We start from the raw sequence: 24,626 nt of genomic DNA, 5'->3' as shown, positions 1-24,626 counted from the left end.
AAACATCTCCTTTTTAGATATGGTTTGGATTGATCCCGAAGAGGGACAAGGGGATGCAATCGGCTAATGCTCGGAATCCCTTATCGTTCGGATGAAGATGATCGCCGAAATCATAGGCGGGCAGCAGTTGTTCGGGATGCTGCGGATCAGCCAGCCCCTCGTTAAAGTCTATAATGCCGTCAAATCCTTCGTTGGCGAGGATCCAGCGGTTCACTTCTTGCCGGATGATTTCTTTTTCATTTGTGTAATAAGGGGCATTCCCAAATGGCGGGAGCGTACCGGCAAAGATGCGAAGTCCCTTCTCATGCACTCTGGCTGCCGTTTCCTTCATTCCGGCAATGATCTCGTTGGCGCTTGCATTTCCGATCCCAATATCGTTAATGCCTGCGAGAAAAATAACATCCGTAACACCGGAATGAGAGAACACATCGCGTTCCAGGCGGGAAAGTATGCACTCTCCGCCAAGGGGCATTCCGGCATCCGGGCCGTTTGTCAAAATTTGATTCCCGACGATCCCTGCATTGAGAACAGAGACGGGAAGCGCAATTTGTTCCCGATCGAGCCGTTCTTGGAAAAAGTCCGGCCATCTCCGGTTCGTGCCTGGGGTAGAAGTGCTTCCTTCCGTAATGGAGTCTCCAAGAGCAACAATGACACGAAACGGATCACCATAGGTCAATACCTCTAGTCCGGATAGCCAATAATAAGAATGTATCTTATTCCGAAAATGTCCCGTGTCGCTGTCGTCCGTTCGGTTTCCCTCAGCAACATAGGTGATGCTAGGAGGGGAAAAATGCCAAGTTGAGGTCCTAGTCGATGCCGGAATATAGATGCTGATTGCAACATCGGTATTTTCATGAAGCTGAAGATCGATAGGATCGGTATAAATTTCTTCTCCGGCAGGAATGGTGATGGTTGTATGGCCATGTAAGGTCACATGCCGACAGGTACCGGGAACGATAAGACCATCCTCTTCGGATAAAGCTGCGGCAACTTTACCGAAGTGCACAGGCTCGGAACCGTAGAGATTGGAAAACTTTAACCGGAGCTTGGAACCGAATGCATGCGGATGTACAATCATTCGTAAGGTTTGATCCTCGAACCGTTCTTCCGCAACCGTTCGATCCTCATACGTTGGACTCGCGAACCAAGAGCCGATCCATTGGTCCTCAGCATGCTGCTGTTCATTCATTGCCAGGTTGACCTCCTTCACTAAATGTTACCGTTAGGTAACATATTATCGAAAAAAAATTAGTTTGCTGCTGCGGCTGTGGGTGATGCGGGTGTCGTTGCAGCCATTGTAATCGTTGATGGTTCTGCTGCAGCTGCTGCTGATGGAGCTGTTGCTGCCGCAGTCGTTGCCGCCGATGCTGCCGCTATCGTGACTGTTGCGGTAAGCTGCTTGGTCAGCTGTAAGAATCGGTCGACTGAGCTGAGAACCCTGTCTCTCAAGCCATCATCCAGCGGAGCGCCGTCTGATCCGAAGGTATTGGATCCATACCCGATGGAGATCCACTCGGGACAATTAATCCCGTGCAAATTTCGCACAATCGCTTGCAGATGTGTAAGCGAGCTGACTCCGAGCGGGCCGCCAGCCGAGCTTATGGCAAGCACCGATTTGCCAGCGACTTGATTAACGTTTACATAATCTAAAGCGTTCTTGAGTGCGCCCGATATGGAGCCGTGGTATTCCGGGGTGGCAAGGATCAAACCGTCCCCATCTGCGACGGCCTTCAGCATATGCTGTACGTTCGGATGAAAATCCCAGTTGTCCGGTGAAAAAAGCGGCAGCTGCAGCTCCGACAAATCGATAAATGTAACCGAAACATGCTGAGCCTCCATTAGGCTTTCTATGTAACGGAGAAGGAGCGTGCTTGTTGCGTTATGACGGTTGCTTCCTGCGATCATGGTTACTTTCATGTTGAACATCACCTTTCTAAAATGGTCGACTTCGGGTCAGTGGATTTGCATGCCGCCGGCTGACAAACAAATCCGTTTGTGATAATATGTGACTATAAAGTCACTTGTGATGTTTTCATCATACGTGACTGAATGGTAACGTGTCAAGTGGATTTAAGCCATTTTTTTTCATAACGTCAGAAGGAGGTGTAGCAATTGGAAAATAACATATTCAAAGCGCTTGCGGATCCCAGCCGCCGTAAGCTGTTGGATTTGCTTCATGCATCGGACGGACAGACGCTGAACGATCTTTGCATTCCGCTCGATATGTCCAGGTTCGGCGTCATGAAGCATCTTAATATTCTAGAAGAAGCTGGACTCATTACCACAAGAAAAGCAGGGCGGGAAAAGCTGCATTATTTGAATGCGGTCCCCATACGTCAAATCTACGAACGATGGGTCAGCAAGTTCACCGAACCTTGGGCAATCGGATTGTCATCTCTTCAAAATGAATTGGAGCGTGAATTAATTTTGGAAAACAAACCACAACATATCCACCGGATAGCGATTAAGGCAAAGCCTGAGCAGGTGTGGCAAGCTCTTACGGACCCTGTCAAAACATCGAAATTTTGGTTCAATTGCGCCATTCGATCTACGTGGGAAGTTGAATCTTCATTTGAGTTATGGAACGGCGAAGAGAAGAAAGCGGAAGGGGTCATCCTGGAGATAGACCCTCCTCATAAGCTCGTGATGAGCTGGCGTTTTATTTCATTTCCCGGTACGGAGAACGACTCCGCATCGCAAATTACTTGGGAGATCGGTGCACATGCGGAGCTTCAGGGCGTAACCCTTGTCACGGTTGTGCATGATCAATTCGAACAAGCGGTAAGCACTGCAAAAATTCTGGAGAACGGATTGCCTGTTGTGCTTTCAGGCTTGAAAACTTTGCTTGAAACCGGGGAGATGCTCGTTCAAGAGAACCATTCCAGTTCTGCCGAAGATCGATAAAATCGGGGTCCCAGCCTCCTGGCTGATAATTCTGGAGGACCCGTCTCTTGCAGCGATGCCGCCAGGGACTTCAACCGCAGTTTGTACATTATGAAAAACCCGCTAGACTCGAGGATTCTGAACTGTGACCCATAAGATGGACACTTTGAAAAAAGTGACTTCTTGTGGGTCATTTGTGTTTTAATCAAGGTATGTGACGAGGAGTGATACGAGAATGGGGAAGTTGAAACGGGTGCTCTTTACCGAGGAGCAAATGAGGAAGCTGGAGGAGAATCCAAACGTACACCATGTGACCGAGGCGGCCATTACATACACACCTGCATTCAAGCTGGAGGCGCTGAAAGCCTACAAGCAGGGGCAGACACCTTCAGAAATCTTTATTCGTGCCGGCTTCGACCTGGACGTTATTGGTCATAAGAAGCCCAAGGACAGCTTAAAACGGTGGCGTGAAACCTTCGAACTGTACGGTGAGGAAGGTTTGGCTACAGAGCGGCGCGGTAAGGGCAGTACAGGGCGCAAGCCAACTGGTCAGTTGTCAGCCGAAGAAGAATTGAAACGGGCTAAGGCCCAGATCAAACTGCTTGAAGCTCAAGTGGACATGCTAAAAAAGCTCGAAGCGCTCGATCGGCAGAAGAAGAAACGCTGACGCCCTCCGAGCGCTATGAGATCATAAATCGCACCATTCGGGCATATGGCCTGAAACGAATGACACGCTATCTATGCGAGCTCGTGGAAGTAAGTCCAAGCGGCTATTACAGGTGGCTGGGGACGGAAGAAGATCGTCAACTTCGTGCTGCCGCCGACGAGCAGGACATCCTTCTCATCAAGCAGCACTTTGACGCGCTCCGCGGCAAAGCAGGTGCGCTTGTGATTAAGATGCGGCTGGAACAGATAAGCGGCGTTGTCATGAACCACAAGAAGATTCGCCGGCTTATGAAAAAGGCAGGCTTGGTAGCCGTAATCCGTCAGGCGAACCCCTACCGCAAGATGGCTAAGGCAACTCAAGAGCACAAGACGTGTCCGAACCTGCTGGAGCGAAAGTTTGACCAAGGCGAACCTGAGAAAGTGTTTCTCACTGACATCACTTATTTGCGCTATGGAAGCGGACACTGGGCATACCTTTCCTGCGTGAAGGACGGGGCGACCAGGCAGATCCTTGCCGACAGCGTGGCAGCAACACTCGAGCTTCCAATTGTCGAGCGGACGCTACAGCGTCTTTTAGAGCGATTAGATGGAAACATTCATCCAGAAGCGATTCTGCACTCCGACCAAGGGATGCACTACACGCATCCTAAAACCCGTCTTCTCATTGCTAAGGCAGGATTTAAGCAGTCGATGTCGCGCAAAGGCAATTGCTGGGACAACGCCCCGATGGAATCATTCTTCGGTCACTTGAAAGACGACGTTGATTTTAGCGATTGCCAAACTATTGATGAAGTGAGGGTGCGAGTGAAGGAGTACATAAGCTACTACAACTCAGAACGATACCAGTGGACATTAAAAAAGATGACCCCCGATGAATTCAGAGGTCATCTGCTTGCTAGCTAAGCTCTAGGCGGTTTATTTCAAACTGTCCACAAATCGGGTCACAGTTCATTCTCGAAGGTTTGGCGGTTTTTTTGCTATGTCGTAAAACAAACTGGTAATTTCATTTGCAGCATGTTATATTTTGGATAATTCTGCATGGCATGGTGGAGGGAACACAGAATGAGAAATAAGAAGCTGGTATTCATGTCGGTCTCACTCTTCTTCCTGTTGGCCTTGTTAGCGGCATGCAATTCTTCCGAAAAGCCGGTTTCGGAGCCGGAAGTCCAAAGCAACGAGCAAATGAAACCGGCAGAAAACGAGAAGGATCCGCAGAAGCCGGAAGATAACGACCTTGATCCAAGGATCGCGGCCGGAAGAGAACTCATAACAAGGTACATCGTAGATTACTATAAATTCACGACTCCTGAAGCATTTCAGGAAGGGTACTTGAATGTTCTGTTCGATATATCCATGCAGGACCATCCGAGATACAACGCCTTGAAGAATTATCACCCGGATGACGTGAAGGAGCACAGCAAGGCCGAAATCGATACGATCGAGAAAGAATCCGTTGAACCCAAGGAGGAAGGCGGCTTCATTTACAAAGCGACGGTCACGGATAAAGTATTCTTTAAAGAGGTTCCCAAGGACGAACAGCCATTCTTTTACGAAAAGAATGACTATGAGCTTCATATTAATCAGGATGGCAAGGGAGCGTATAAAATCTTTGATATTTCATCGAAGCAAAGAATTTATTTCCCTGATATGTAAAACGGAGGTGACGAAATGGACCGGAATGTTGACCTCACAAAATCAGCAGCTGCCCCTGAACCTGAAGAAGATCAAAATAAAGAAGACGAACGGCGCCAAATGTCGACCAGCAGCTCGCTTCTGGAATCAGCCATCGACAGGTTTGCCCGGGAAGGCGGATTTGACGATTTACCCTTGAAGGGAAAACCCATCAAGATCGAAGACGGGGATGTTCTGACAGGGATCATGAAGAACGCGAATTACCAGCCCGCCTGGATTGAGCTGAGAAAAGAAATCGCTGCCGACATCAAGCGGCTTGTGGACCGTTCAGACCCAAGCATGATTTCAGAGTCAGAGTATGAGGCCATTAATCAAAAAATTATTAAGTACAACCGGACGGTTCCGAATTCACAGCTGCAAAAAGGGCTGCTGTCGGCAGCCAATTTGCATGCAGCCTTGGATAAATGGGAGTAACACGGCCAAGAGACCTTAAGCCACGAGCTCAAGGTCTCTTCTGTATTTCGATGAAGCTCTTGATGATGAATGGATCCGTTAATTTTATACACTGACGGTAGGCTCAACCACCGTGATGGTATTATTGACTGAATCCAGATTAACCATGGCGCCAATCGGCAAAGCGGCTTTATATATGCCATGACCTGTCGCGAGGTTTGTGATCAGCGGCTTACCGAGCGGTACGATGAATTCGTCGATGATATCCTGATAGGACTTGCCGTATGCAGCCTGACAGCCCGTACATTCCCCTGTAATGATGCCGATGCAATCGCGGAATTTTCCGGCCAGCTTCAAATCATTCAAGTATCTATAGACCGTATTGGTAGGCTCATGCGTTTCTTCAAGGACGAGAATTTTACCGCGCGTATCGATTTCGAAGGGGGTCCCTAACGTGTCTACAAAGGATGTCAGGTTACCGCCAACGAGCGGTCCCGTAACATTCCCCGGAATCCGGCTCACCAGCGGCATGCCCGGCGGATTCTGAATCGGACGGGATAATGAATATAGGGACGTCGCGGCAAAAAACTGGTCAAAATTATAGGAGGGCGTATCGGGTTTGAAGTCAATCAGCAGAAGGCTATGGAAGGTGATCAAATCCACAAGCTGATGCAGCGTATTTAACAATACCGTTATGTCGCTGTAGCCTGTAATGATTTTCGGGTTATTCCGAATCACGCCATAATCAAGGTAGGGAAGGATTCCGGCTACCCCGGTGCCGCCTCTTGTGGGCAGGATCATTTTAACCTGCTCGCTCTGGAACATCATCATCAAATCGGATGCCCGCTGTTCGTCCGTACCGGCAAGAAACCCGTTTTGCGCATATACATACTGGCCCAACACGACATTGAACCCGAGTGCTCTCAGAAAATCGATCCGTGCATCAATGATGTTAGCCGCGAGCGGGCTGCCTAAGGTCACGATCCCCACGGTATCGCCCCGCTGTAATATTGGCGGACGTATCGGCATATCCTTATCTTCCTCCTTTGAACATAGAAGAAGCCAATGTCTTGAGTGCTTCTAGATTATATTGGAAAGATCGACCGCACATTACTACTATAGAGCTTTGCCGAACAAAGAAACCGCTCTTTCGGAATGGTTGGAAGCCATTGAGGTTTAGCGAAGGGCGGTTTTCTTTGCAAAAAATCTGCCAGCTCCCAAGCTGCAAAGCATGGCCAGAGCGCGCTGATGGCGCGAAGCGCAGGCGTTTCCCGCCAATGGCCGAAAGATACAGGAGGATTATAAAAAACGTTAAATATAGATACCATATGTTAAATTTTTTCAGTGTTATCCTGCTTGTAAACGCTTTAATATCGATTTATGACATGACTGAACGGAGGGGGATTATGAAACTAGCAAGACGTTTCTGCAGCGTGTTATGGATGGCCGCATTGATGATGCTGGCAGCGGGATGCAGCGGCATTGACAGCCGGATTGCCGAATCAGAGCGGCCGATGGACCCTGTGCGGATCACCGCGTATATGGCCAAAAATCCGGTGGCGGACATCCTCCGCGCCCATCTTCCGGAATTCGAGGAGAAGACGGGCATCCAGGTGGATTTTCAAGCGTTGACCAATGAGCAGCTCAGCCAAAAAATGTTCGTTCAAATGACGGTAGGCAGCGAGAGTCCCGATGTATTTATGATCCGGCCGCTGGAGGAGCTTAGCCTGTATGAAAGCAATGACTGGCTTGCACCCTTGGAATCGTATGCTGTTTCAGACCCCCGCTATGATTTTGCCGATTTTTCCGGCACGGCGCTGGAATCGGTGACGGTTGAGGGCAAGCTGCTTGCCGTCCCGCTGTCGACTGAGCAGCAGATTCTATTCTATCGGAAGGATTTGCTGGAGAAGCAAGGAATCGAGGTGCCGCAAACGTTGGACGAGCTGGAAGAAGCAGTCAAGCAGTTGCATGATCCCGAGCATGGCGTCTACGGCTTTGTTGCAAGAGGGCAGCGAAGCGCTCTCGTCACTCAGCTCTCCTCCTTCATATATTCCGAAGGCGGGAATTTTCTGAACGAGGATCAGGCTGCGCTAAATACGGAAGAAGCGCTTAAGGGAATGAAGCGGTATGTGAATCTGCTCCGGAATTATGGGCCTCCCGATGCAATCAACTTCAGCTGGCCGCAATCCGCGGATTTGTTCGCCCAAGGGAAGGCAGCATTCTTTACCGATGCCAGCGCGATATACTCCCTGCTATCGCAATCGGGGCTGAATAAGGAGAACATCGGGTATGCGATGTTTCCTGCAGGCGACGCGGGCCGCAAGCCCTACAGCACCACCGCTTGGGGCATCGCGATGAATGCGAACTCGCCGCGCAAGGAAGCCGCATGGGCATTCATCGAGTGGGCTTCAGGGAGAGAGATGGTGCTGCAAGCCCAGAAGATCGGAAACCCGGGAGCGAGAAGCTCGCTCTGGCGTGACGAGGAAGGCATCTCCGGCTTTCCGGAAGGACTGATCCCGATCATTAATGAATCGATTCCGATCGGAATGAGCTATGACCGCCCGAAGGTCATTCATGTGAAGGAAGCGAGGGACATCATCGGCAGCATTGTCGTGAAGGGATTGGTCGGGGAGGACATCGAAGCGGCGGCCGAATCCGCGAACGTTCAATTGCAAGAGCTGATCGACAGCGAGAAGTAGAGCAGCTTGCTCTGACACGGGGGGATGATCGATGAATCGGTTAAGAACAAGTACATTTGCAAAGCTGACCACCTTGCTGGCGGTCCTGGTGATCCCGACGATTCTGCTGTATGCCTATTCCCATCAGGTCAGCATTAACGTGGTCCGATCGACCGTGGAGGTGGGGCAGCACAATCGATTGACATTTTTCATGAGCCAAATGGACAGTATGGTCGACCAGCTGACGAAATATTCGGTGATCGCAAGCAGCGATGACGGGATCAAAAGTTATTTAGCGGAGCGTCCCCGAAGTACCCCGATGCAGCGAATCGACAGCCAGCAGCGGATTATGGACATGCTGAATATGCAGATAGCGACGAGCAGCTGGGACAGTCAAATTCTGATGTACCTCACGAAGTATCAGGAATTGCTCACGACGGATCTGTCGGCCAGGTATGATGCCGAGTACTTGGCCCAAGCCCGTATGCAGGTCTGGTCCTATCATCACGATTCGCAAGGCCAGGCCTATTTCAGCTGGATGAGAACGCCGGCTTCCTCGAAGGAGCTGGTCGTGGAGATCCGGTTTACCGACCAGAATGTAATCAATATGCTGAACCGATTGAAGCAGGATGGGGACAGCGAGCCGTTTCTTTACGCACCTGGCAAACCTGTTATTGCAAGCAACACATCGGTTAGCGAGACCGTTCAGTTAGCTGTAGACGTATTAAGGGACATGCAGCTCGGGGATCAAGGCAGCCGAATCGTGCAGTCGGGGAAGGGCAAATACGTCATGAATTACGTCCGGTCCGGCAGCCTGGGCTGGTATCTGGTAGATTTTGTCCGGCTGGACAGCGTGTATTCTCCCATTACCTTGAGCAGCACCCTCTTTTACATTTCCGTAACGCTCCTGCTCGTGCTTGTCTTGCTGCTGACTTTGCTGCTGTACCGTAACGTTCAGCGCCCGATTTCCCGGCTGCTGCATGCGGTTCGAAGGATCCGGGACGGTCAATATATGACCCGTCTGCAGGATGCGCCGAAGAATGAATTCATGTATCTGTTTCACGCCTTTAATAATATGGCCGAGCAAATCGAGGATCTGATCGAACGGGTATACAAGGAGAGCTTGCGGTCCAAGGAAGCGACGCTTAAGCAGCTTCAATCGCAAATCAATCCCCACTTTCTGTACAATTGCTTGTTCTATATCAAAAATATGGCGAACCTCGGCGAGAAGGAAGCCGTCGTGGCCATGGCCCTGAACCTCGGGGATTATTACCGCTATACAACCCGGTTGGAGAAACCGACCGCGCCGCTTGAAGAGGAGGTCAAGCTGGTGGAAAATTATTTAACCATTCAGATGCTTCGCCTTCAGCGATTAAGCTTCGAGATCGAGATTCCCGAAAATATGCAGCAGCTTGAGATTCCGCGTCTCTTGCTTCAGCCCATCGTGGAGAATGCCGTTATCCATGGCGTGGAGGATCAATTGGATTTTGCATTCATTCACATTCACGGTGAAATCGAGGGGAGCCTGTGCAAAATCGTGATCGACAATAACGGCGATGGCTTGGACCGCGCTATTCTGGCTAAGCTGCGGCGGCAGATCGAGGAGCCGCTCCACGAGCGCGGAGGGTTCGGTCTGTGGAACATCCAGCAGAGACTGGTCACCCGTTACGGCAAATCATCCGGACTGTCCTTCTCGGAATCGCCGTCCGGCGGGCTGCGGGTTGAATTATGCTGGAACGATCCGGATCTGGGAAGGGAGGAATCCGCATGTATAAATTGCTGATCGTTGATGATGAGGCGAGCGTCGTCGAGGGGCTGGCGCATACTATACCTTGGGAGCATGTCGGGATCGACGAAGTGCACAAGGCATACTCCGGCTTCGAAGCATTGGAAATCCTGCAGACGCAGCCGGTGGACATTATGATATCCGACATCAAAATGCCGCGGATGAGCGGTCTCGAGCTTATTGAAATAACGAGAACGAGGTGGAAGAAGCTTAAAACGATTCTGTTGTCCGGGCATGCCGAGTTTGCTTACGCGAGGGAAGCCATTTCGCTTGGCACTTCCGAGTATTTGCTGAAGCCCGTTAGCGACGAAGTCGTCCTGGCTAAAGTAGGGAAGGCGGTGGAATCGCTGCGGCTGGAGCGGGAGTCGGACGAAACCTATAACCGGGCGGTTCAGGCCTTCCGCGCCAATCTGCCCCAAATGCGCAGCGAATTTCTGAATCAGCTGCTGCAGGGCATGAACTCCCCGGAGGACGTATGGACCAAGAAATTGGAGCTGCTTGAGATGAGCTCCGCGATCTGCAGCGAAGCAGCCCTGATGCTGGTCCGGATGGAGGACCGGCTGACGGAGATGAGTCCGTACGACTCCTCGATTATGGAGTATGCCATCGGCAATATGGCCGACGAAATTTTCGGCGACCGGTTTCGTTTATGGCGGTGCCGTGACATTCACGGGTACCTTGTATTTTTTGTTTTTGACAGCCATGATCCGAAGGAGGAGCGTCCGCCAGATACAGCCCCGGAATACGAACTAAAGCACAACGCTTCGCAGCTGCAAATGAACGTCAGCCGTTATCTGAAAGGAACGATTTCCGTGCTGATCGGCAGGCGGGGCCGCTTTCCGGAGGATGTCCGCAAGCTGTACCAGGACAGCCTACTGGCGCTGCGCCGCCACATCGGCAGCCACAGCGATATGTTCGTGTACGCCGCGGACGAGGAGGAGCTCCATCCGGTACGTTCCTTGCAAAAATGCTATGAGCCGCCGCTGCTGCATCATCTGCTGGAGTCCGGCAGCTGGGAGCTGGTCAGGGACAAGCTGGAACAGATCCTGAAGGAGCTGTCGCTCGCGCACAGCCAATCCCAGGAGCATGTCACCGAAGCCTTTTTCTTCATTTATTCCTCCCTGAGCGCTTATGCGCATAAGAACGGACGCAGCTTGAGCGATTACCTGGGAGCATCCCTTGCGGACGTGACGGGACTCTCCCAATGCACGAACGCGGCCACGCTCGGCAAGTGGGTAAACCAGGTGCTGCCGCTTCTGGAGCAAAGCGCCGAGCGCGCGACCCGAAGTGACCGGAGTGCAGCCGTGTCTCGGATGAAACGGTTCATCCGGGACCATCTGTCCGAGGATATTTCCCTGCAGGCGATTGCAGATCATATGTACATGCATCCGGTGCATGTGTCGCGGCTTTTTAAAATGGAGACCGGCTCGAATCTGAGCGATTATGTGCTCCGACTGAAGATGGAGCGAGCAGCGGAGATGCTTGCCGACCATTCCTTGAAAAACTTCGAAATTGCCTTGAAGCTGGGATACCAGAATCCGAATTATTTCATCCGGGTGTTTAAGAAATACTATTCCGTAACGCCCCAGGAGTACCGAAACAACCTGGAGGCCGGAAAGCCGTAACTCCAGGCTCTCGCCCGTATACCGTCCGTTTTCAGCGGTTTGTTCTTGCTGGAAACGGGCTTTTTTATGTGCGCCGGCCGCTGCGGCCGATGGCCCGGCATCGTGTTAAGGAAGGAGAGCCGATGTTAAGCCTCTATCATTTAACCCTGTCCATTAAGCGCTTACAATGAATGGTGTAAAGGCATTCCACTATATACGAGGGGTGAATGATGAGATGAAGAAGAGCACGATTCGATGGATAACGGCCGTTCTGGCCCTGATTTTGACGGCAGGATGCGGCGCAGGGGGAACGGGAGGCAGCGGCTCGGGGAATGCCGATCCGGGCAAGGAAACCCTGACCTTCTGGATGAAGAAGCAAATGTTCGAAGAGCAGAACCAGATGATTCAGGAGAGAGCACAACAGTTCGGAGAAGAACATAATGTGAACGTGAACGTTGAGTTTATCGCGTACGAGGATTTCTACCCGAAATGGTCGGCAGCGATTGAATCGGGGACAACGCCGGACGTTTCCTTTTTCGGATATCAGGAGGTTGGACAATTCTATGCCAAGGATGTTCTGGAGGATGTGACCGATCTTGTCGGAAAGGTGGAGAAAGCAAACGGGGAGATTCAAGACAGTCTGAAAGCATCCGTAACCTTTGAGGACAAGCTGTACGGGGTACCGCTCTGGACCGAGTCGACGGCGCTGTACTACCGCAAGGACATGCTGCAAGCTGCCGGGTTCAGCGAGCCGCCGGCAACGTGGGAGGAATTCCGCGAAATGGCAAAGGCGCTTACGGATCCCTCGAAGGGCATCTACGGGGCCGGGCTTGGATACGGCAAGGGCAATTCGGACGCCGAATGGCTGACCCGGGCGATTATTTGGTCCCATGGGGGATCGCTTGATACCGAGGACGGCAAGATCGTGGTCGTCAATACGCCTGAAACCCTGCAGGCGGTACAGCTGATCAGGGACATTTTCATTGAGGACAAGGTGACTCCGCCAAGCTCCATCGGTTGGGATGACAGCGGCAATAACAAATCGTATTTAAGCGGCCAATCGGCCATGATCTTTAACGTCGGCAGCCTGGCGGCAACCATCAAGAACGACAATCCTGAATTGTATGAGAATACAGGCATCGCCATGCTGCCGGCAGGACCGAAAGGAGCCGTAGTGCCTGGGATCAGCAACAATCTGGGCATATTCAAGGCATCCAAGAACAAAGACCTGGCGAAATCCTTCATCGAATATATGACGGATAAATCATGGTACGGCACGTGGGTGGAGAACGGGGCTCCGTTGACCGGTCCGATCTATAAGGAGCTGGCAGCCGAAGCCGTATGGCAGGAGGAGAAGAACAAGGGATTCGTCGACTCCATCGCTCATTTCGCCTTCCTTGGATACCCGGGGGTGTATAATCCGAAGGCTGGAGAGATTTACAACCTCCGTTATGTCAACGACGTATTCCAAAAAATGCTCCTCGATTCCGGCTTTACGGCCCAGCAAGCAGTGGAAGAGCTGCAGGCCAAGATCGAGGCGCTGTACGCCAAGTAAGCGACAGGCGCGCTAGATATCACAACCATCAGGCTGCGCAGTCCGGTCCAAGGCATCGTGCACGGTCTGGGCTGCGGCGTGCCTGAGGAAGGCGACAGAAAGAAGGTGCTATCCATGAAAAGCTTGGAGGTTCAAACGACGCCGGGAACTCTTCCGGCATCCGGAAGGGAGAGAAGCAAGAGCGGCAGCTGGCTGGCCTACCTGCTCATGAGCCCGGTGCTGATCTATTTGCTGGCCGTCATGGCGATTCCATTCGGCTGGGCGGTTTATCTCAGCTTGACGAATAAGGTGGTCGGGGTTCCCGAAACGTTCGTCGGCTTGCGGAACTATGCGGAGCTGCTTGCTGATTCCGTGTTTTGGAAGGCGGTCTGGAACACGCTGGTCTTTACGCTTGTCGCGGTTATTTTGAAGGCGGTATTCGGCATGATCATGGCGCTTGTGCTCAACGAGAATATCGTTGCCCGCAACTTTTTCAGGGTGATGCTCTTTCTCCCGTGGACGATCCCGACGATCGTCTCCGTGTTTACCTGGCAGTGGATCTATTCCGACGTCGGCGGCGTACTGAATGCGCTGCTCCTAAAGACAGGGCTCATCGATAGTCCCGTCGGCTGGCTGGCCACACCGGATCTCGCCATGTTCTCGGTCATTCTGGTCAACGTCTGGCGAGGCATTCCGTTCATGGGCATCGCCATACTGGCGGGCCTGCAGACGGTGTCCAAGGAAATGTACGAAGCCGCCATGCTGGACGGGGCTGGAGCGATCAAGCGCTTCTTCTACATGACGCTGCCTTCGGTTAAAGAAGTGACCATCCTGTCCTCCGTCATCACGACGATCTGGACGCTGAACGACTTCGAGATCATCTGGCTTCTCACGCGGGGCGGCCCGGACAACGGCACGCAGGTTCTGTCCACGCTCAGCTATACCGTAGGATTCCTGAACATGAGCCTCGGCAAAGCGATTGCGATATCCGTCATTACGCTGCCGCCTTTGATCATGCTGATCAACTATGTGACCAAGCGTTCGCTGGCGTCCGACAAGTAAGGAGTGATTTTTGATGAAAAATACGCTTGGCAAGCAGATCACGGTATATGCCACACTCGCCCTGCTGCTCTTGTTCGCGCTCTTTCCTTTATATTGGATGGTCATTACGTCCTTCAAGTCCAATGGAGAGATCTATTCCATGACGCCTACGTTTTGGCCGAAGGAGTTCCTTGGAACCGCCTATGACAGGCTGATCAACGAAAAGGGCTTCATGACGAATATCAAAAACAGCCTGCTCGTCTCGCTGATCGTGTCCGTATTTTCGATCGTGGTCAGCATGCTGGCCGCATATGCGATCTCCAAGCTCAAGTTCAGAGGGAGAAGCTTCATCTCCAAGAGCATCCTGTACGCGTACCTGATGCCAAGAGCGGTTCTGTTCATTCCGCTGTATATGCTGGTGACGGCCATCGGCATCAACAATTCCATATACGGGCTCATGCTGATCTACCCGACGATTACGATTCCGTACGCTACATGGATGCTGATCTCCTACTTCAAGTCCATTCCGGACGAGATCGAGGAAGCGGCCATGATCGACGGGTGTTCCCGAATCAGCACCATGACCAAAATCATCTTTCCGCTATCGGCGCCGGGCATTGCGGCTACCTTTATCTTTTCGTTCACGCTGTGCTGGAGCGAGTATCTGTACGCCCTGGTCGTCGTCACCAAAGGCGCGGACAAAACGATCACGCTGGGGCTGTCGGACATGATCGTGGGCGACGTCTTCGCTTGGGGACCGCTGATGGGAGGCTCTATCGTCGCATCGATTCCGGTCATCATCATGTACCTGTTTACATCCAAATATATGGTTAGCGGGATGACGGTAGGAGGGGTTAAATAATGAAAGGGAAAAAAGTGCTGGTCACCGCTACGAATTACTCCAGGCTGTGCGCGAATGCCAAGCAGCTGCTGCTGGATAATGGCTGCGAGATCATAGAGAACCCCTATGGACGTCCACTGACGTTCGGGGAGCTGAAGGAGGTGGTAGGCTCGGTCGACGGCGTCATTGCCGGCGTGGACACCTGGAACGAGGACGTGTTCAAGCTGGCGCCGCAGCTTAAAGGGATCGCCCGCTTCGGCGTCGGCGTGGACAATATCGACCTTGAAGCGGCGCGAAAGTACGGCATCCAGGTCACGAATGTTCCGAGAGGCAATGCCAATGCGGTAGCCGAGCTGGCGGTCGGCCTCATGATTGCCGTGCGCCGGAGCATTCCGCTGCTTGACCAATCCACGAAGAACGGCGGCTGGGACCGGTTTGTCGGCTCCGAGCTTGCCGGCGGGACGGTCGGTCTCCTTGGATTCGGAAATATCGCCCAGCTGACCGCCAAGAAGCTTAGAGGTTTCGATGTCGAGCTTATCGCGTACGATAAATATCCGGATGCAGCCAAGGCGGAGGAGTATGGCGTGAAGCTGACAACCTTCGAGCAAGTGCTGACGGACAGCGATATCGTCAGCATGCATTTGCCCAGCCTGAACGAGACGTACCATATTATGAATGACGGGGCTTTCTCCATGATGAAGTCTTCGGCAGTGTTCATCAATACGGCCAGGGGAGCCGTCGTGGACGAGCAGGCGCTCGCCAGGGCGCTCACATCGGGCGCCATCGCCGGGGCAGCCATCGATGTCTATGAGGCCGAGCCGGTATCCGCCGACAATCCGATCCTGCGGACCCGTAATCTCATCACGACGCCGCATACCGCGGCCGAGACGTACGAGACGTATGAGCGGGTCAGCATGGTTACCGCGCAGGCGCTGCTGGATATATTCGAAGGACGCGAGCCGCAGCATTTGTTGACGCCGAGAGCGTAATCAATCACGCATAAACGATGCGAACCTAATGAGGAGGGGACGCCTATGTATCAGAACATTACCAACGGCAACTGGCCGGTTATGCTAACGCCGTTTACGGAGCAGAACGAAGTGGATTACGAGGCCCTGGAGCGGCTTATCGACTGGTATATCGAGCGGGGGGCCGACGGCCTGTTTGCCGTGTGTCAATCCAGCGAAATGTATACCTTGACCCTGGAGGAGCGCGTACTGATCGCCGCCTTCGTCAAAGCGAAGACCGCCGGCCGGGTGCCGGTGATTGCATCGGGGCATGTATCCGATGACTTTGAAGACCAAGTCGCGGAGCTGAACGCCATCGCGGAAACCGGTGTCGACGCCGTCGTCTTGATCACGAATCGGCTCGCAGGTCCCGATGAGTCCGATGATGTGTGGCTGGCGAATCTCGATAAGCTGCTCGCGCGCATTCCGGAACACGTACCTCTCGGGTTGTATGAGTGTCCGGCCCCGTACCGTCGTCTGCTGACGCCGGAGATGCTGAAGAAATGCTCGGATACCGGACGCTTCCGGTTCATCAAGGATGTGAGCTGCGATCTGCAGCTGATCGGGGACAAGCTCAAGGCGGTTCAGGGAGGAAGCTTGAAAATCTTCAACGCCAATACGGCGACGCTTCTCGGCAGCTACCGGCTCGGGGCCTTCGGTTTCAGCGGCGTGATGGCCAATTTCCATCCGGAGCTGTATACGTGGTTGTTCCGGAATTGGGAGAGCCGGCCGGAGGAGGCGGAGGAGCTGTCCGATTTCCTCAGCGTCGCCTCCTTCATCGAACGACAGCTTTATCCCGTGAACGCGAAGTATTATCTTATGCTCGAAGGCGTGCTGACGAACTATCGCTGCCGCTCGAAAAACCATGAGGAGTTCAGCGCCACCCAACGCTTGGAGGTCGAGCAGCTGCACCGGCTGTCCAAGCGGTATGCCCAAAAGTTTCCGATTTCATCATAAGGCTTGGATTTTGCAAGCAAGGACCGGCTCGCGACCGCCTCATTAGGGGGCGGCTGCGAGCTCTTTCAATAAGCAGAGGCACAGAGGGAGGAGGTAGAGGAAGGGGAACAGGTCGAGCATCACGATGGAGTTGAGAGCTGCTCTTTTAGGCTGGTAACGATATTCACCTCGGAAAAAACGATATGGGTCGAAGGAGAGGTATAGCTCGCGATGCTGTTCACGAACGCCTCGATTTCCCCCAAGTCCGCCGCGCAGATCCTGACGAAAAAACAGGCCCGCCCCGCTGTTCGCCAGCATCCCAGCACGCGGGGATGTGCTTGGGCAAATGCCTTGAATTTCTCAAAATCCCCGTTTCTTACGGTGACCTCCATGATGCACTCAAGCCCAAATCCAAGCTTTTTCCGGTCGATCCCGATGGTGTACCCGGTAATGACGCCTTCGCTCTCAAGCCGGCGCACCCGCTCCGTTACGGATGGAGGGGAGAGATTTACTTTCTTGCCAAGCTCCCGCATGGACAGTCTGGAATCCCGCGAGAGCTCATCCAGAATGGAGAGATCAATGTCGTCGAATTTCATATGAAACCTCATTTCATAAATTATGTTGTATTTGTTAGTTTATCATACATGAATGATTTCAATTGTAAAGGAACTCGAGGGGGTAAGCCTTTATAATGGAGAAGTGGAAGGAGGGGATGACCTTGGCGAGAATTTCTTACTCCAAGTCAGGGGATACGCCATTTCAACAACTGCTGGGTCATAATGAAGATATTCGAGCACAGTGGGTGGAGCTGGAGGAAGCTTTTTACCGCAGCGGCCGATTAAGCCAAGAATTAAAAGAACAAGTTCGCCGTACGCTTGCTTTCGGGAACGGGTGTAAATACTGTCAAGCGAAAGGTAAGCCGTCAATCAGCCACGAAGATTCCAGAATCAGCTTGGCGGTGGCTTTCGCGGATTTATTTCTAAACCACCGCGACTCCATCAATCAGAATACATTCAACGTGTTAAGAAGTGAATTTTCGGAGCCTGAGATCGCGGAGCTATGCTCCTTCGTGTGCTTTACCACTGCTTCCCAAACGTTCGGGGCGGTGATGGATCTGCAGCCCTGAAATAACCCTAACAGCCAAGGGCTTTGGATCTAGCTGTCACCCGATATGAGCAGCTTTCTTCTACAGAAAGCGCTGGCAACATCTCAGCGAAAAAAAGATCAGCAGCTCGGAGCCGTACGTTCATAACGGCCTGATCTGCTGATCTTTCATTTTACGGCATGCTCTGATTAATTCTTAGTCCACACGCCAATCTTGTAAGCACCATCGGACAGTCGGTCCGTATTCGCAAAATCAACCGCCGGCCGGTTCGAGGCTGGATCCAAGATAGCGATGGTCAAATCATAGGTACCGTTTGGCAGCGCGGAAGTGGAGAGAGAACCTGACACCGTATGCAAGCCGGTTCTCCAGGCTGTTAAGTTTGCGGTTGCCGTTTGACGTGCCACGATGCTCCCGCCGCTTCGAAGCTGAAGCTCGATGGGCCAGTTGAACGGGAAATGCTGGACGCCCTTGTTCTCCACGACGACGGATACGTCTAGCGTGCCTCCGTTCTGCGCTTCCGGGTAGGTGGCCTTGTTCAAGACAAAGTGGTAGCCCATTCGTTTCTTCAGCCGATCCATATTGCCTTGAAGCGGATTGCCCACCGCCAAGGAAGCGGGGGCGTTCGGTCCGAGCCAGCTCGGCTTGCTCAGCTCGGTCTGCCGCAGCGTCTCATTAAAGCCGCTGCCTGTCGTTAGCGCAGCATTCATACCATAGGCACCGCCGTAAAATTCCCCACCGGAGATGCGGACATCCCAGAAATTCGGATGACCCGGCTGCCGCTGGCCGATATCGTCCCAATAACCGTTCTGTGTGCCCGTATACCAGCCCCATTCGGAATCGAAGCTTGGCTGGTCGCCGAAAACGTCATTATACATACCTAGAATAAGGCCTTTGTTGTTATTCTTGGCAAGGTCCACGCTTCGCCGGATCATTAACTGCGTGTGATCCTCCTGATCGGCAAATGCATCGATGTAGTGTTGAATGTATTGGTTGGAAATTTCGTTCGGTGGAAAGGCTCCCGTATAGTTGCTTTCCCCGTTCGGTCCTACATAGGGCCAGGTGTGAAATTCAGCCCAATGGCCGAGCGAACCGATTTGCACGAAAGCAATCGGGCTGTCAGGCGCGTTGTAATGCTCCGCTATCGCCTCGATGGCCAGCTTGTGCCTCGCAATCAAATAGTCGGAGCTGTAATTCGGGGAGAAGCCGATGTTGTTGCCCGTACCCATGCCTCCGGTTTCATCATGATAAGCCTTGCCCGGCGATTGTCCGAGTCGGACCATATCGTTGTACAGCCAGTCCGGAATGTCCCGGTGAGGGACGCCCGAAGGACTGTCCATAATAAAGCGAAGAACGACTTTGACGCCACGGCTTCGCCAATGGTCGAAATGATTGGCTGCTTCGATTGCACTGAAATCATACTGCCCCTTCGCGGGCTCCAGCTCTTTCCAAGTGACGCCGACATATACAAGACGGTGGTCCTGAGGATAGCCGGTGGATTTTGCGGAAGGGGCCCAGCCCTTAAATGGATTGTTGAGCGGATCATCCAGCTCGGTTGGATAGAATTCGACCATGTTTTCTCCGGGATTCCTTTCATCAAGGGTATAAAGCGGGAGCGGCTGGTTTTGCCCCGGCAGGCGATGGGTATCCGAGTTGTTATCCAGATATCCGAGGCTAACGCTGCCGCCTGCGGTTAGTCCAAGCGTCTGAAGCGGAAGCGCAACTTCAATGAGGGACGAAGTCCGTGTAAATTGAGAGGAAGGAAGCGAGGAGGACCAATTCCAGCTCCATGTGCTCCCGTTGCCTCCATAGCGGTACAGGGAATCATTTTCGAGAAGCCACTCAATCCCTGTTGCTCCCCAGCCATAAGCCTGATACCCGGTAACAGCGCTTCCGTCCGTATTCAACCAGAAGCTGCCCATGGTCGTGCTCAGACCGGAGCCTTCTACAAGGAGATACAGGTGTTGCTCGTCGTGGGAAGCCTTCAGAACTTTGGCGGCTCCGGAATTCGTGGAAAGGGCCGGAATCCCTTCCCAGTCGCTTGCATCGCCGTCAATCTCGATTGAGGCCGTTTCCGCAACCGAAATCGAGACGGGAAAAGGGGACAACGTCAGAAGCAAGGCCATCATCGCTACAATCATCATTTTCATTGAATTACCCCGTATTCTCATATCAAACCTCCTCCTACAAATATGGGCGTTCGTATAGCTGCAGGCTTACACTCGGCAATCCTGGCTATCGCGATTGGCTCAAGGCTCACCCCCTTTCTTTGTATCGGGATCTTTCTGAAAAAAAGAGCACCGGTTCAGGTGCTTCATGCATGTGCGAAATTTGGAAATTAGCTGTACGCCATGTGCCAATCTCCAGTGCGCGCGGTGCGCAGTCATGGAGCACGGTTGGACGGCAGCCTTCCATCTAGCCGGCTTTCAAAATTCACTTAAGTCGAGCTGCGTACGATCAAGCGGGTAGGCAGAATCACTTTCTTCGGCAGCAGCCGATTTCCGTTGATGCGGTCGATCAGGTTATCAACGGCGACCATGCCGATTTCCTTGGTTGGCACGTCGATCGTCGACAGCGGAGGATTGGAGTACTTGGATACCTCAATGTTGGACAGGCCGATAACGGCCACTTCATTCGGAACGGAAATACCGTTGTTGTACAACCCGTTAAGAGCGGCCATCGCCATCAAATCGCTTCCGGCGAAGAAGGCGGTAGGATATTTGCCGGTTTGGCATAAATGATTGATTTGCTCGATACAAACCGCCTCATCCCATAAGCAATCAATCACCCAATCCGGATTCACTGACAATCCGGCCGCATGCATGCTGGCGTAGTACCCTCGATAGCGGCGGCTGTCCTTCAAATTTCCCGTCAATCCGCTTCCTCCGATATATCCAATCCGTGTATGGCCTTTCTCGATGAGATGGTTCACCGCCACCGAAGCCACATTGTAATGATCGTAGCCCACGTTATCGATATCCCCGCGTTCCGTATCAATCCCTACGATGTAAGGGACCTGCTTGCGAATATACTCGTAGGTTTCGCTGTTCAACGACTCCATCAGGATCAGGCCGGTAATCGGTTCGCTGAACGTATTGAATAGGATTTTGCGATCATCCAGCTCGATGCCGGTCCGAATAAAAGAGATGCTATACCCTGCACTGAGAAGCCGCTCTTCTACGCCGGACAATATCGACATGAAGTACGGATCGTTGTACTTATCTTTCGTCACGCTTAATACGCATCCGATTTTGATATGTGACTTGCTGTCGGTTTGATCCTTGACTGCGACTTTGCGCTTGGGGCTGGAACTGATTTTATAGTTGAGCTGCGTAACGGCCTGCCATACCCGTTCCTTGGTCTCTTCCGTGATTTTATATTTCGTATCATTGTTTAAAACTCTGGACACGGTGGCAGTGGATACATTCGCTAGCTTCGCAACATCCCGAATCGTACTCATCGTTAAAACCATTCTCCTTTTTGTTACAAATGATCACCATTTATGAGTTTATAGGAATGTTACCTTCCAAACAATGATTCATAAGAACTTTGTGTTTTGTTTCGTAGTTTGTTACGTTGTTTATTTGCGTGACTACATCTTATATGAGTCTTGCTTCAAAATCAATAATAACATGATTCTGTCGCGAAATGTTACGTAAAAATGATAAAAAACCAAAAATTCTATTGCAAGATGAAGTTTGGATGATATAACATGAAATCACTAAACATATAATATTTTTTACGTAAAAACAACGTAACAAACCATGAAACAGCGTGAAGGCGTTCATTATTCCAATGGGGGTAAACCGTGAAATGGCGATTCTGATGAATTTTAAAGAGTGTGCTGCAATTTGCAGCTTCGATGTTCTGCCTGAGGGTCTGGAAGCAAAGTTCAACATGTATACACCGAACAACAATTCCGAGCTTATCCCGCGAACATACCTCTCGGAGCTCTTCGAGTCCTATCAAGTACCTAATCATCTCCGGCAGCGGCTTGTAGAAGGCATCGAGGAGATCGAGCAAAACGACGTATTGTTTCACTTCACCAAATTTTTGGTGGAGGACATGTGTTCCGCGCGCGAGCGGTGCGACGAGACACCTTACTCGAATATGACGCCGGGTTGCATGAGACACCATGGAGATCTCTATTCCTTCCTACTGCTGCTCGCCTGTGTCGTTCCGTCCATGAACAAGCTGCGGCGGCGTTCAGTGCCCCAAGCGTACTACGAGCACATCCCGCATCAGCCGCTGAAGCATCAATTGGAAAAATTGGCGCTCTACGGCGATCCTAAGGTTCATGATTTTCCATGGGTGATGAATTTCTACACCTGCTCCATCTTTCTGTTAGACCGGTTCTATTTCATCCCCTACCGATTCGGGGACCCGTTCACGATGTTTCGGCAGGTGGATACGCGAGAGGTGATAGCGCTTCGGCATGCGGGGGAAGAGTTTCGCAGCGACGGACAACGAAACGGCATCAACGATGTGATTGACGTGGAAGGGAGCTTCACTTCGGAGTGGCATGAGAACGAGACCTTCATCATTGCCAATCGGATCAATCCGATGGGATTCGTGGAACGAGAAACGACGCCGATCCTGAAGCAGGAGTGGGAGCGGGTCCTGGAAGTGGGGGATACGCTTCTTGCCTTGCATATACCGTCGGGTCCAGGCTATACGCCGGAGCGGATTAAGCAATCCATGGCCATGGCGCTTGAATTTTACGACCGATATTTCCCCGAGCTGTCAATCAAGGGTTTCTGGAGCTCGAGCTGGCTTTACGATACCCGGTTATCGCTCGTTTTGGACAATGAAAAAAGCAATATCGTCCGCGTTCAACGGCAGTTTTACAATTATCCGACATTGGAGGGGGACGGCATGCTGCGCTATGAAGTCTTTGGCGATTGGAAGGCGGACCCAGTCGTCAGCCCCGTCGAGCTGACGACTTCTCTGCAGCGGGCCGCGGCCGGATATATGAAGGCAGGGGCAAGGTTCAACACGCTGAGCATGGTGGTGCTTAGGGAGGATGTTCCGCGGATCGGCAGCATGCCATATATAACGGATGCAGACCGGGAGCGGTTCCTGCAAACCGTGGACAGCCACTTGCCGAAACGTACCGGGCGTATCCCGCAGGAATAAAATGAGACAGGCGCGATTGCATAGAACGAGTTTAGACAAAATACGAATCGCTGGAGGTAATGGAGTTGAAACTGGCATTAATCGGAGCAGGACAACGAGGCATGATCTATGCAAGGCATGCTCATCAAAGTGACGAGATCGCCGCGGTGGTCGAGCCGGACTTCGCGAGAAGAAAGGCGGCCGCGGACGAGTTCCGGATTCCGCCGGAGCGGCAATTTGCATCCATTGAAGAATTTTATCGATTAGGGAGTATTTGCGACGCCGTCATCATCTCTTCCATGGACCGGGATCATTATGCCCAAACGATGGCAGCGCTTGAGCTCGGCTATGATATTTTGCTCGAAAAGCCCATTTCGCCAAGTCCCGAAGAATGCATGAGAATTCAGGAAAAAGCCGGTGAAAAGGGCCGGAAAGTGATTGTTTGCCATGTGCTGAGGTACACGAATTTTTTTATGGAGATTAAGAAAATCATCGATAGCGGGGAACTCGGCAAGGTCGTCACCATTCAGCATAACGAGAATATCGGCAATTTCCATATGGCCCATTCCTTTGTCAGGGGCAATTGGAGGAGAAGCGATCTGGCCAGCCCGATCATTATGCAGAAATCCTGCCACGATATGGATGTTTTATCCTGGCTCGTGGACAGCGGCGCAAAGCGGATCTCTTCTTACGGGGATCTCGCTTATTTTAAAGAGGAGAATGCACCGGAAGGCAGCGCTGATCGATGCTTGGACTGCAAGGTTGCCGCAGATTGCCGCTTCGATGCGAGAAAAGCCTATCTGCCTGTTCGAGGGCAATGGCCGGCTACGGTCGTTTCGGCTGATCAATCGGAAGAGGGGCTGCTTAAGGAGCTCGAAACAAGCCCATACGGACGCTGCGTGTATCGGATGGATAATGATGTGTGCGATCATCAGGTAACCCTGATTGAGTTCAAGAACGGGGTAACGGCCACTTTTAACTTAAGCGGATTTACCAATAAAATGTACCGCACCATCAAAATCATGTGCGAGCACGGTGAAATTCGGGGCGATGATACCTTGAATGTCATCGAGGTCACTCGATTTAACTCCAATATGGCCGAAGCCCAGCAGCAAACCGTCATTCGGCCGGCTGCCGTAAGCGGTGGGCACAACGGCGGAGATACGGGGCTGATGATCGATTTTCTGGAGAATTTGAAAAACCCTGATTTCAGCAGCAGATCCTCCATCGAAATGTCGGTAGAGAGCCACATCATGGCCTATGCAGCGGAAGAGGCGAGAATGACCGGTACCGTAATCGATATGGATGAGCTTAAGGCGAAGCTGCGGCAAAGCATTACAGCCTAATC

Annotated in this window: 22 protein-coding genes; 16 read left to right on the top strand and 6 right to left on the bottom strand. The window is 52.1% G+C overall.

Going from position 1 to position 24,626, the window contains the following annotated elements; translation table 11 throughout:
• Nucleotides 1–13: 13 nt before the first annotated feature.
• Both NST08_RS22135 and NST08_RS22130 read right to left on the bottom strand, forming a co-directional pair.
• Nucleotides 14–1,189 carry an SGNH/GDSL hydrolase family protein gene (locus NST08_RS22135; protein WP_007127446.1) on the bottom strand — a complete coding sequence of 392 codons (1,176 nt, stop codon included), beginning with the start codon at nucleotides 1,187–1,189 and terminating at the stop codon, nucleotides 14–16.
• Nucleotides 1,190–1,248: 59 nt separating this feature from the next.
• A complete protein-coding gene (locus NST08_RS22130; RefSeq protein ID WP_007127447.1) occupies nucleotides 1,249–1,917 on the bottom strand; it encodes an NADPH-dependent FMN reductase in 669 nt (222 codons plus the stop codon).
• Nucleotides 1,918–2,112: 195 nt separating this feature from the next.
• Between NST08_RS22130 and NST08_RS22125 the strand changes: the two genes are divergently transcribed.
• From NST08_RS22125 to NST08_RS22105, 5 genes are all read left to right on the top strand, one after another.
• On the top strand, nucleotides 2,113–2,904 hold the full coding sequence (locus NST08_RS22125) for an ArsR/SmtB family transcription factor (RefSeq protein ID WP_007127448.1): 792 nt from the start codon (nucleotides 2,113–2,115) through the stop codon (nucleotides 2,902–2,904).
• 214 nt (nucleotides 2,905–3,118) lie between these two features.
• Complete coding sequence (locus NST08_RS22120) at nucleotides 3,119–3,550, top strand: HTH domain-containing protein (protein WP_007127449.1); 432 nt, start codon at nucleotides 3,119–3,121, stop codon at nucleotides 3,548–3,550.
• Nucleotides 3,547–4,452 carry an IS3 family transposase gene (locus tag NST08_RS22115; RefSeq protein WP_341035036.1) on the top strand — a complete coding sequence of 302 codons (906 nt, stop codon included), beginning with the start codon at nucleotides 3,547–3,549 and terminating at the stop codon, nucleotides 4,450–4,452. Before NST08_RS22120 ends, NST08_RS22115 begins: the two co-directional genes overlap by 4 nt.
• 159 nt (nucleotides 4,453–4,611) lie before the next feature.
• The gene (locus NST08_RS22110; RefSeq protein ID WP_007127452.1) at nucleotides 4,612–5,202 is read left to right on the top strand and encodes a hypothetical protein; all 591 of its coding nucleotides are present in this window, start codon (nucleotides 4,612–4,614) and stop codon (nucleotides 5,200–5,202) included.
• 15 nt (nucleotides 5,203–5,217) lie between these two features.
• Nucleotides 5,218–5,655, top strand: coding sequence for a DnaJ family domain-containing protein (locus NST08_RS22105; protein WP_007127453.1), 438 nt, complete (start codon nucleotides 5,218–5,220; stop codon nucleotides 5,653–5,655).
• 84 nt (nucleotides 5,656–5,739) lie between these two features.
• Here NST08_RS22105 and NST08_RS22100 read toward each other — a convergent pair whose 3' ends face one another.
• The gene (locus tag NST08_RS22100) at nucleotides 5,740–6,663 is read right to left on the bottom strand and encodes a S66 peptidase family protein (RefSeq protein WP_007127454.1); all 924 of its coding nucleotides are present in this window, start codon (nucleotides 6,661–6,663) and stop codon (nucleotides 5,740–5,742) included.
• A gap of 377 nt (nucleotides 6,664–7,040) precedes the next feature.
• On the opposite strand from NST08_RS22100, the gene NST08_RS22095 reads away from it, so the two are divergent.
• From NST08_RS22095 to NST08_RS22060, 8 genes are all read left to right on the top strand, one after another.
• Nucleotides 7,041–8,333 carry an ABC transporter substrate-binding protein gene (locus NST08_RS22095; protein WP_007127455.1) on the top strand — a complete coding sequence of 431 codons (1,293 nt, stop codon included), beginning with the start codon at nucleotides 7,041–7,043 and terminating at the stop codon, nucleotides 8,331–8,333.
• 31 nt (nucleotides 8,334–8,364) lie between these two features.
• Nucleotides 8,365–10,095, top strand: coding sequence for a sensor histidine kinase (locus tag NST08_RS22090; RefSeq protein WP_007127456.1), 1,731 nt, complete (start codon nucleotides 8,365–8,367; stop codon nucleotides 10,093–10,095).
• Nucleotides 10,080–11,723: a response regulator gene (locus NST08_RS22085; RefSeq protein ID WP_007127457.1), complete on the top strand. Its 1,644-nt coding sequence runs from the start codon at nucleotides 10,080–10,082 to the stop codon at nucleotides 11,721–11,723. The genes NST08_RS22090 and NST08_RS22085 overlap by 16 nt, the downstream gene beginning before the upstream one ends.
• A 214-nt stretch (nucleotides 11,724–11,937) precedes the next feature.
• Entirely contained in the window at nucleotides 11,938–13,257 is a 1,320-nt protein-coding gene (locus NST08_RS22080) for an ABC transporter substrate-binding protein (RefSeq protein ID WP_007127458.1), read from the top strand.
• Nucleotides 13,258–13,371: 114 nt separating this feature from the next.
• Complete coding sequence (locus NST08_RS22075) at nucleotides 13,372–14,298, top strand: carbohydrate ABC transporter permease (protein ID WP_007127459.1); 927 nt, start codon at nucleotides 13,372–13,374, stop codon at nucleotides 14,296–14,298.
• Between the two features lie 13 nt (nucleotides 14,299–14,311).
• Nucleotides 14,312–15,139, top strand: coding sequence for a carbohydrate ABC transporter permease (locus NST08_RS22070; RefSeq protein WP_007127460.1), 828 nt, complete (start codon nucleotides 14,312–14,314; stop codon nucleotides 15,137–15,139).
• Nucleotides 15,139–16,107 (top strand): phosphoglycerate dehydrogenase, encoded by a 969-nt coding sequence (locus NST08_RS22065; protein ID WP_007127461.1) that lies wholly within the window; start codon nucleotides 15,139–15,141, stop codon nucleotides 16,105–16,107. Before NST08_RS22070 ends, NST08_RS22065 begins: the two co-directional genes overlap by 1 nt.
• A 45-nt stretch (nucleotides 16,108–16,152) precedes the next feature.
• Nucleotides 16,153–17,082, top strand: a complete 930-nt coding sequence (locus tag NST08_RS22060; RefSeq protein WP_007127462.1) for a dihydrodipicolinate synthase family protein — start codon at nucleotides 16,153–16,155, stop codon at nucleotides 17,080–17,082.
• Between the two features lie 119 nt (nucleotides 17,083–17,201).
• On the opposite strand, the gene NST08_RS22055 is transcribed toward NST08_RS22060, so the two are convergent.
• Nucleotides 17,202–17,657 carry an Lrp/AsnC family transcriptional regulator gene (locus tag NST08_RS22055; protein ID WP_007127463.1) on the bottom strand — a complete coding sequence of 152 codons (456 nt, stop codon included), beginning with the start codon at nucleotides 17,655–17,657 and terminating at the stop codon, nucleotides 17,202–17,204.
• Between the two features lie 95 nt (nucleotides 17,658–17,752).
• Here NST08_RS22055 and NST08_RS22050 point away from each other — a divergent pair, with 95 nt between their 5' ends.
• On the top strand, nucleotides 17,753–18,187 hold the full coding sequence (locus tag NST08_RS22050) for a carboxymuconolactone decarboxylase family protein (protein WP_007127464.1): 435 nt from the start codon (nucleotides 17,753–17,755) through the stop codon (nucleotides 18,185–18,187).
• A 167-nt stretch (nucleotides 18,188–18,354) separates the two neighbouring features.
• Here the strand turns inward: NST08_RS22050 and NST08_RS22045 are convergent, their stop codons facing one another.
• Nucleotides 18,355–20,334 (bottom strand): DUF4832 domain-containing protein, encoded by a 1,980-nt coding sequence (locus tag NST08_RS22045; protein ID WP_210094370.1) that lies wholly within the window; start codon nucleotides 20,332–20,334, stop codon nucleotides 18,355–18,357.
• 266 nt (nucleotides 20,335–20,600) lie between these two features.
• Complete coding sequence (locus NST08_RS22040; protein ID WP_007127466.1) at nucleotides 20,601–21,623, bottom strand: LacI family DNA-binding transcriptional regulator; 1,023 nt, start codon at nucleotides 21,621–21,623, stop codon at nucleotides 20,601–20,603.
• A 335-nt stretch (nucleotides 21,624–21,958) separates the two neighbouring features.
• Here NST08_RS22040 and NST08_RS22035 point away from each other — a divergent pair, with 335 nt between their 5' ends.
• Together NST08_RS22035 and NST08_RS22030 are read left to right on the top strand one after the other, a co-directional pair.
• Nucleotides 21,959–23,299 carry an acyltransferase domain-containing protein gene (locus NST08_RS22035; protein ID WP_007127467.1) on the top strand — a complete coding sequence of 447 codons (1,341 nt, stop codon included), beginning with the start codon at nucleotides 21,959–21,961 and terminating at the stop codon, nucleotides 23,297–23,299.
• 59 nt (nucleotides 23,300–23,358) lie between these two features.
• Entirely contained in the window at nucleotides 23,359–24,624 is a 1,266-nt protein-coding gene (locus NST08_RS22030) for a Gfo/Idh/MocA family protein (protein ID WP_244152608.1), read from the top strand.
• The last annotated feature ends 2 nt before the right edge of the window (nucleotides 24,625–24,626 follow it).

It is taken from the genome of Paenibacillus sp. FSL K6-1566 (assembly GCF_038050475.1).
GTDB classification, from domain to species: Bacteria; Bacillota; Bacilli; order Paenibacillales; family Paenibacillaceae; genus Paenibacillus_AQ; species Paenibacillus_AQ lactis.
The sequence above is the reverse complement of the archived record's forward strand: the minus strand, read 5'-3'. Positions and strand labels throughout refer to the sequence as shown.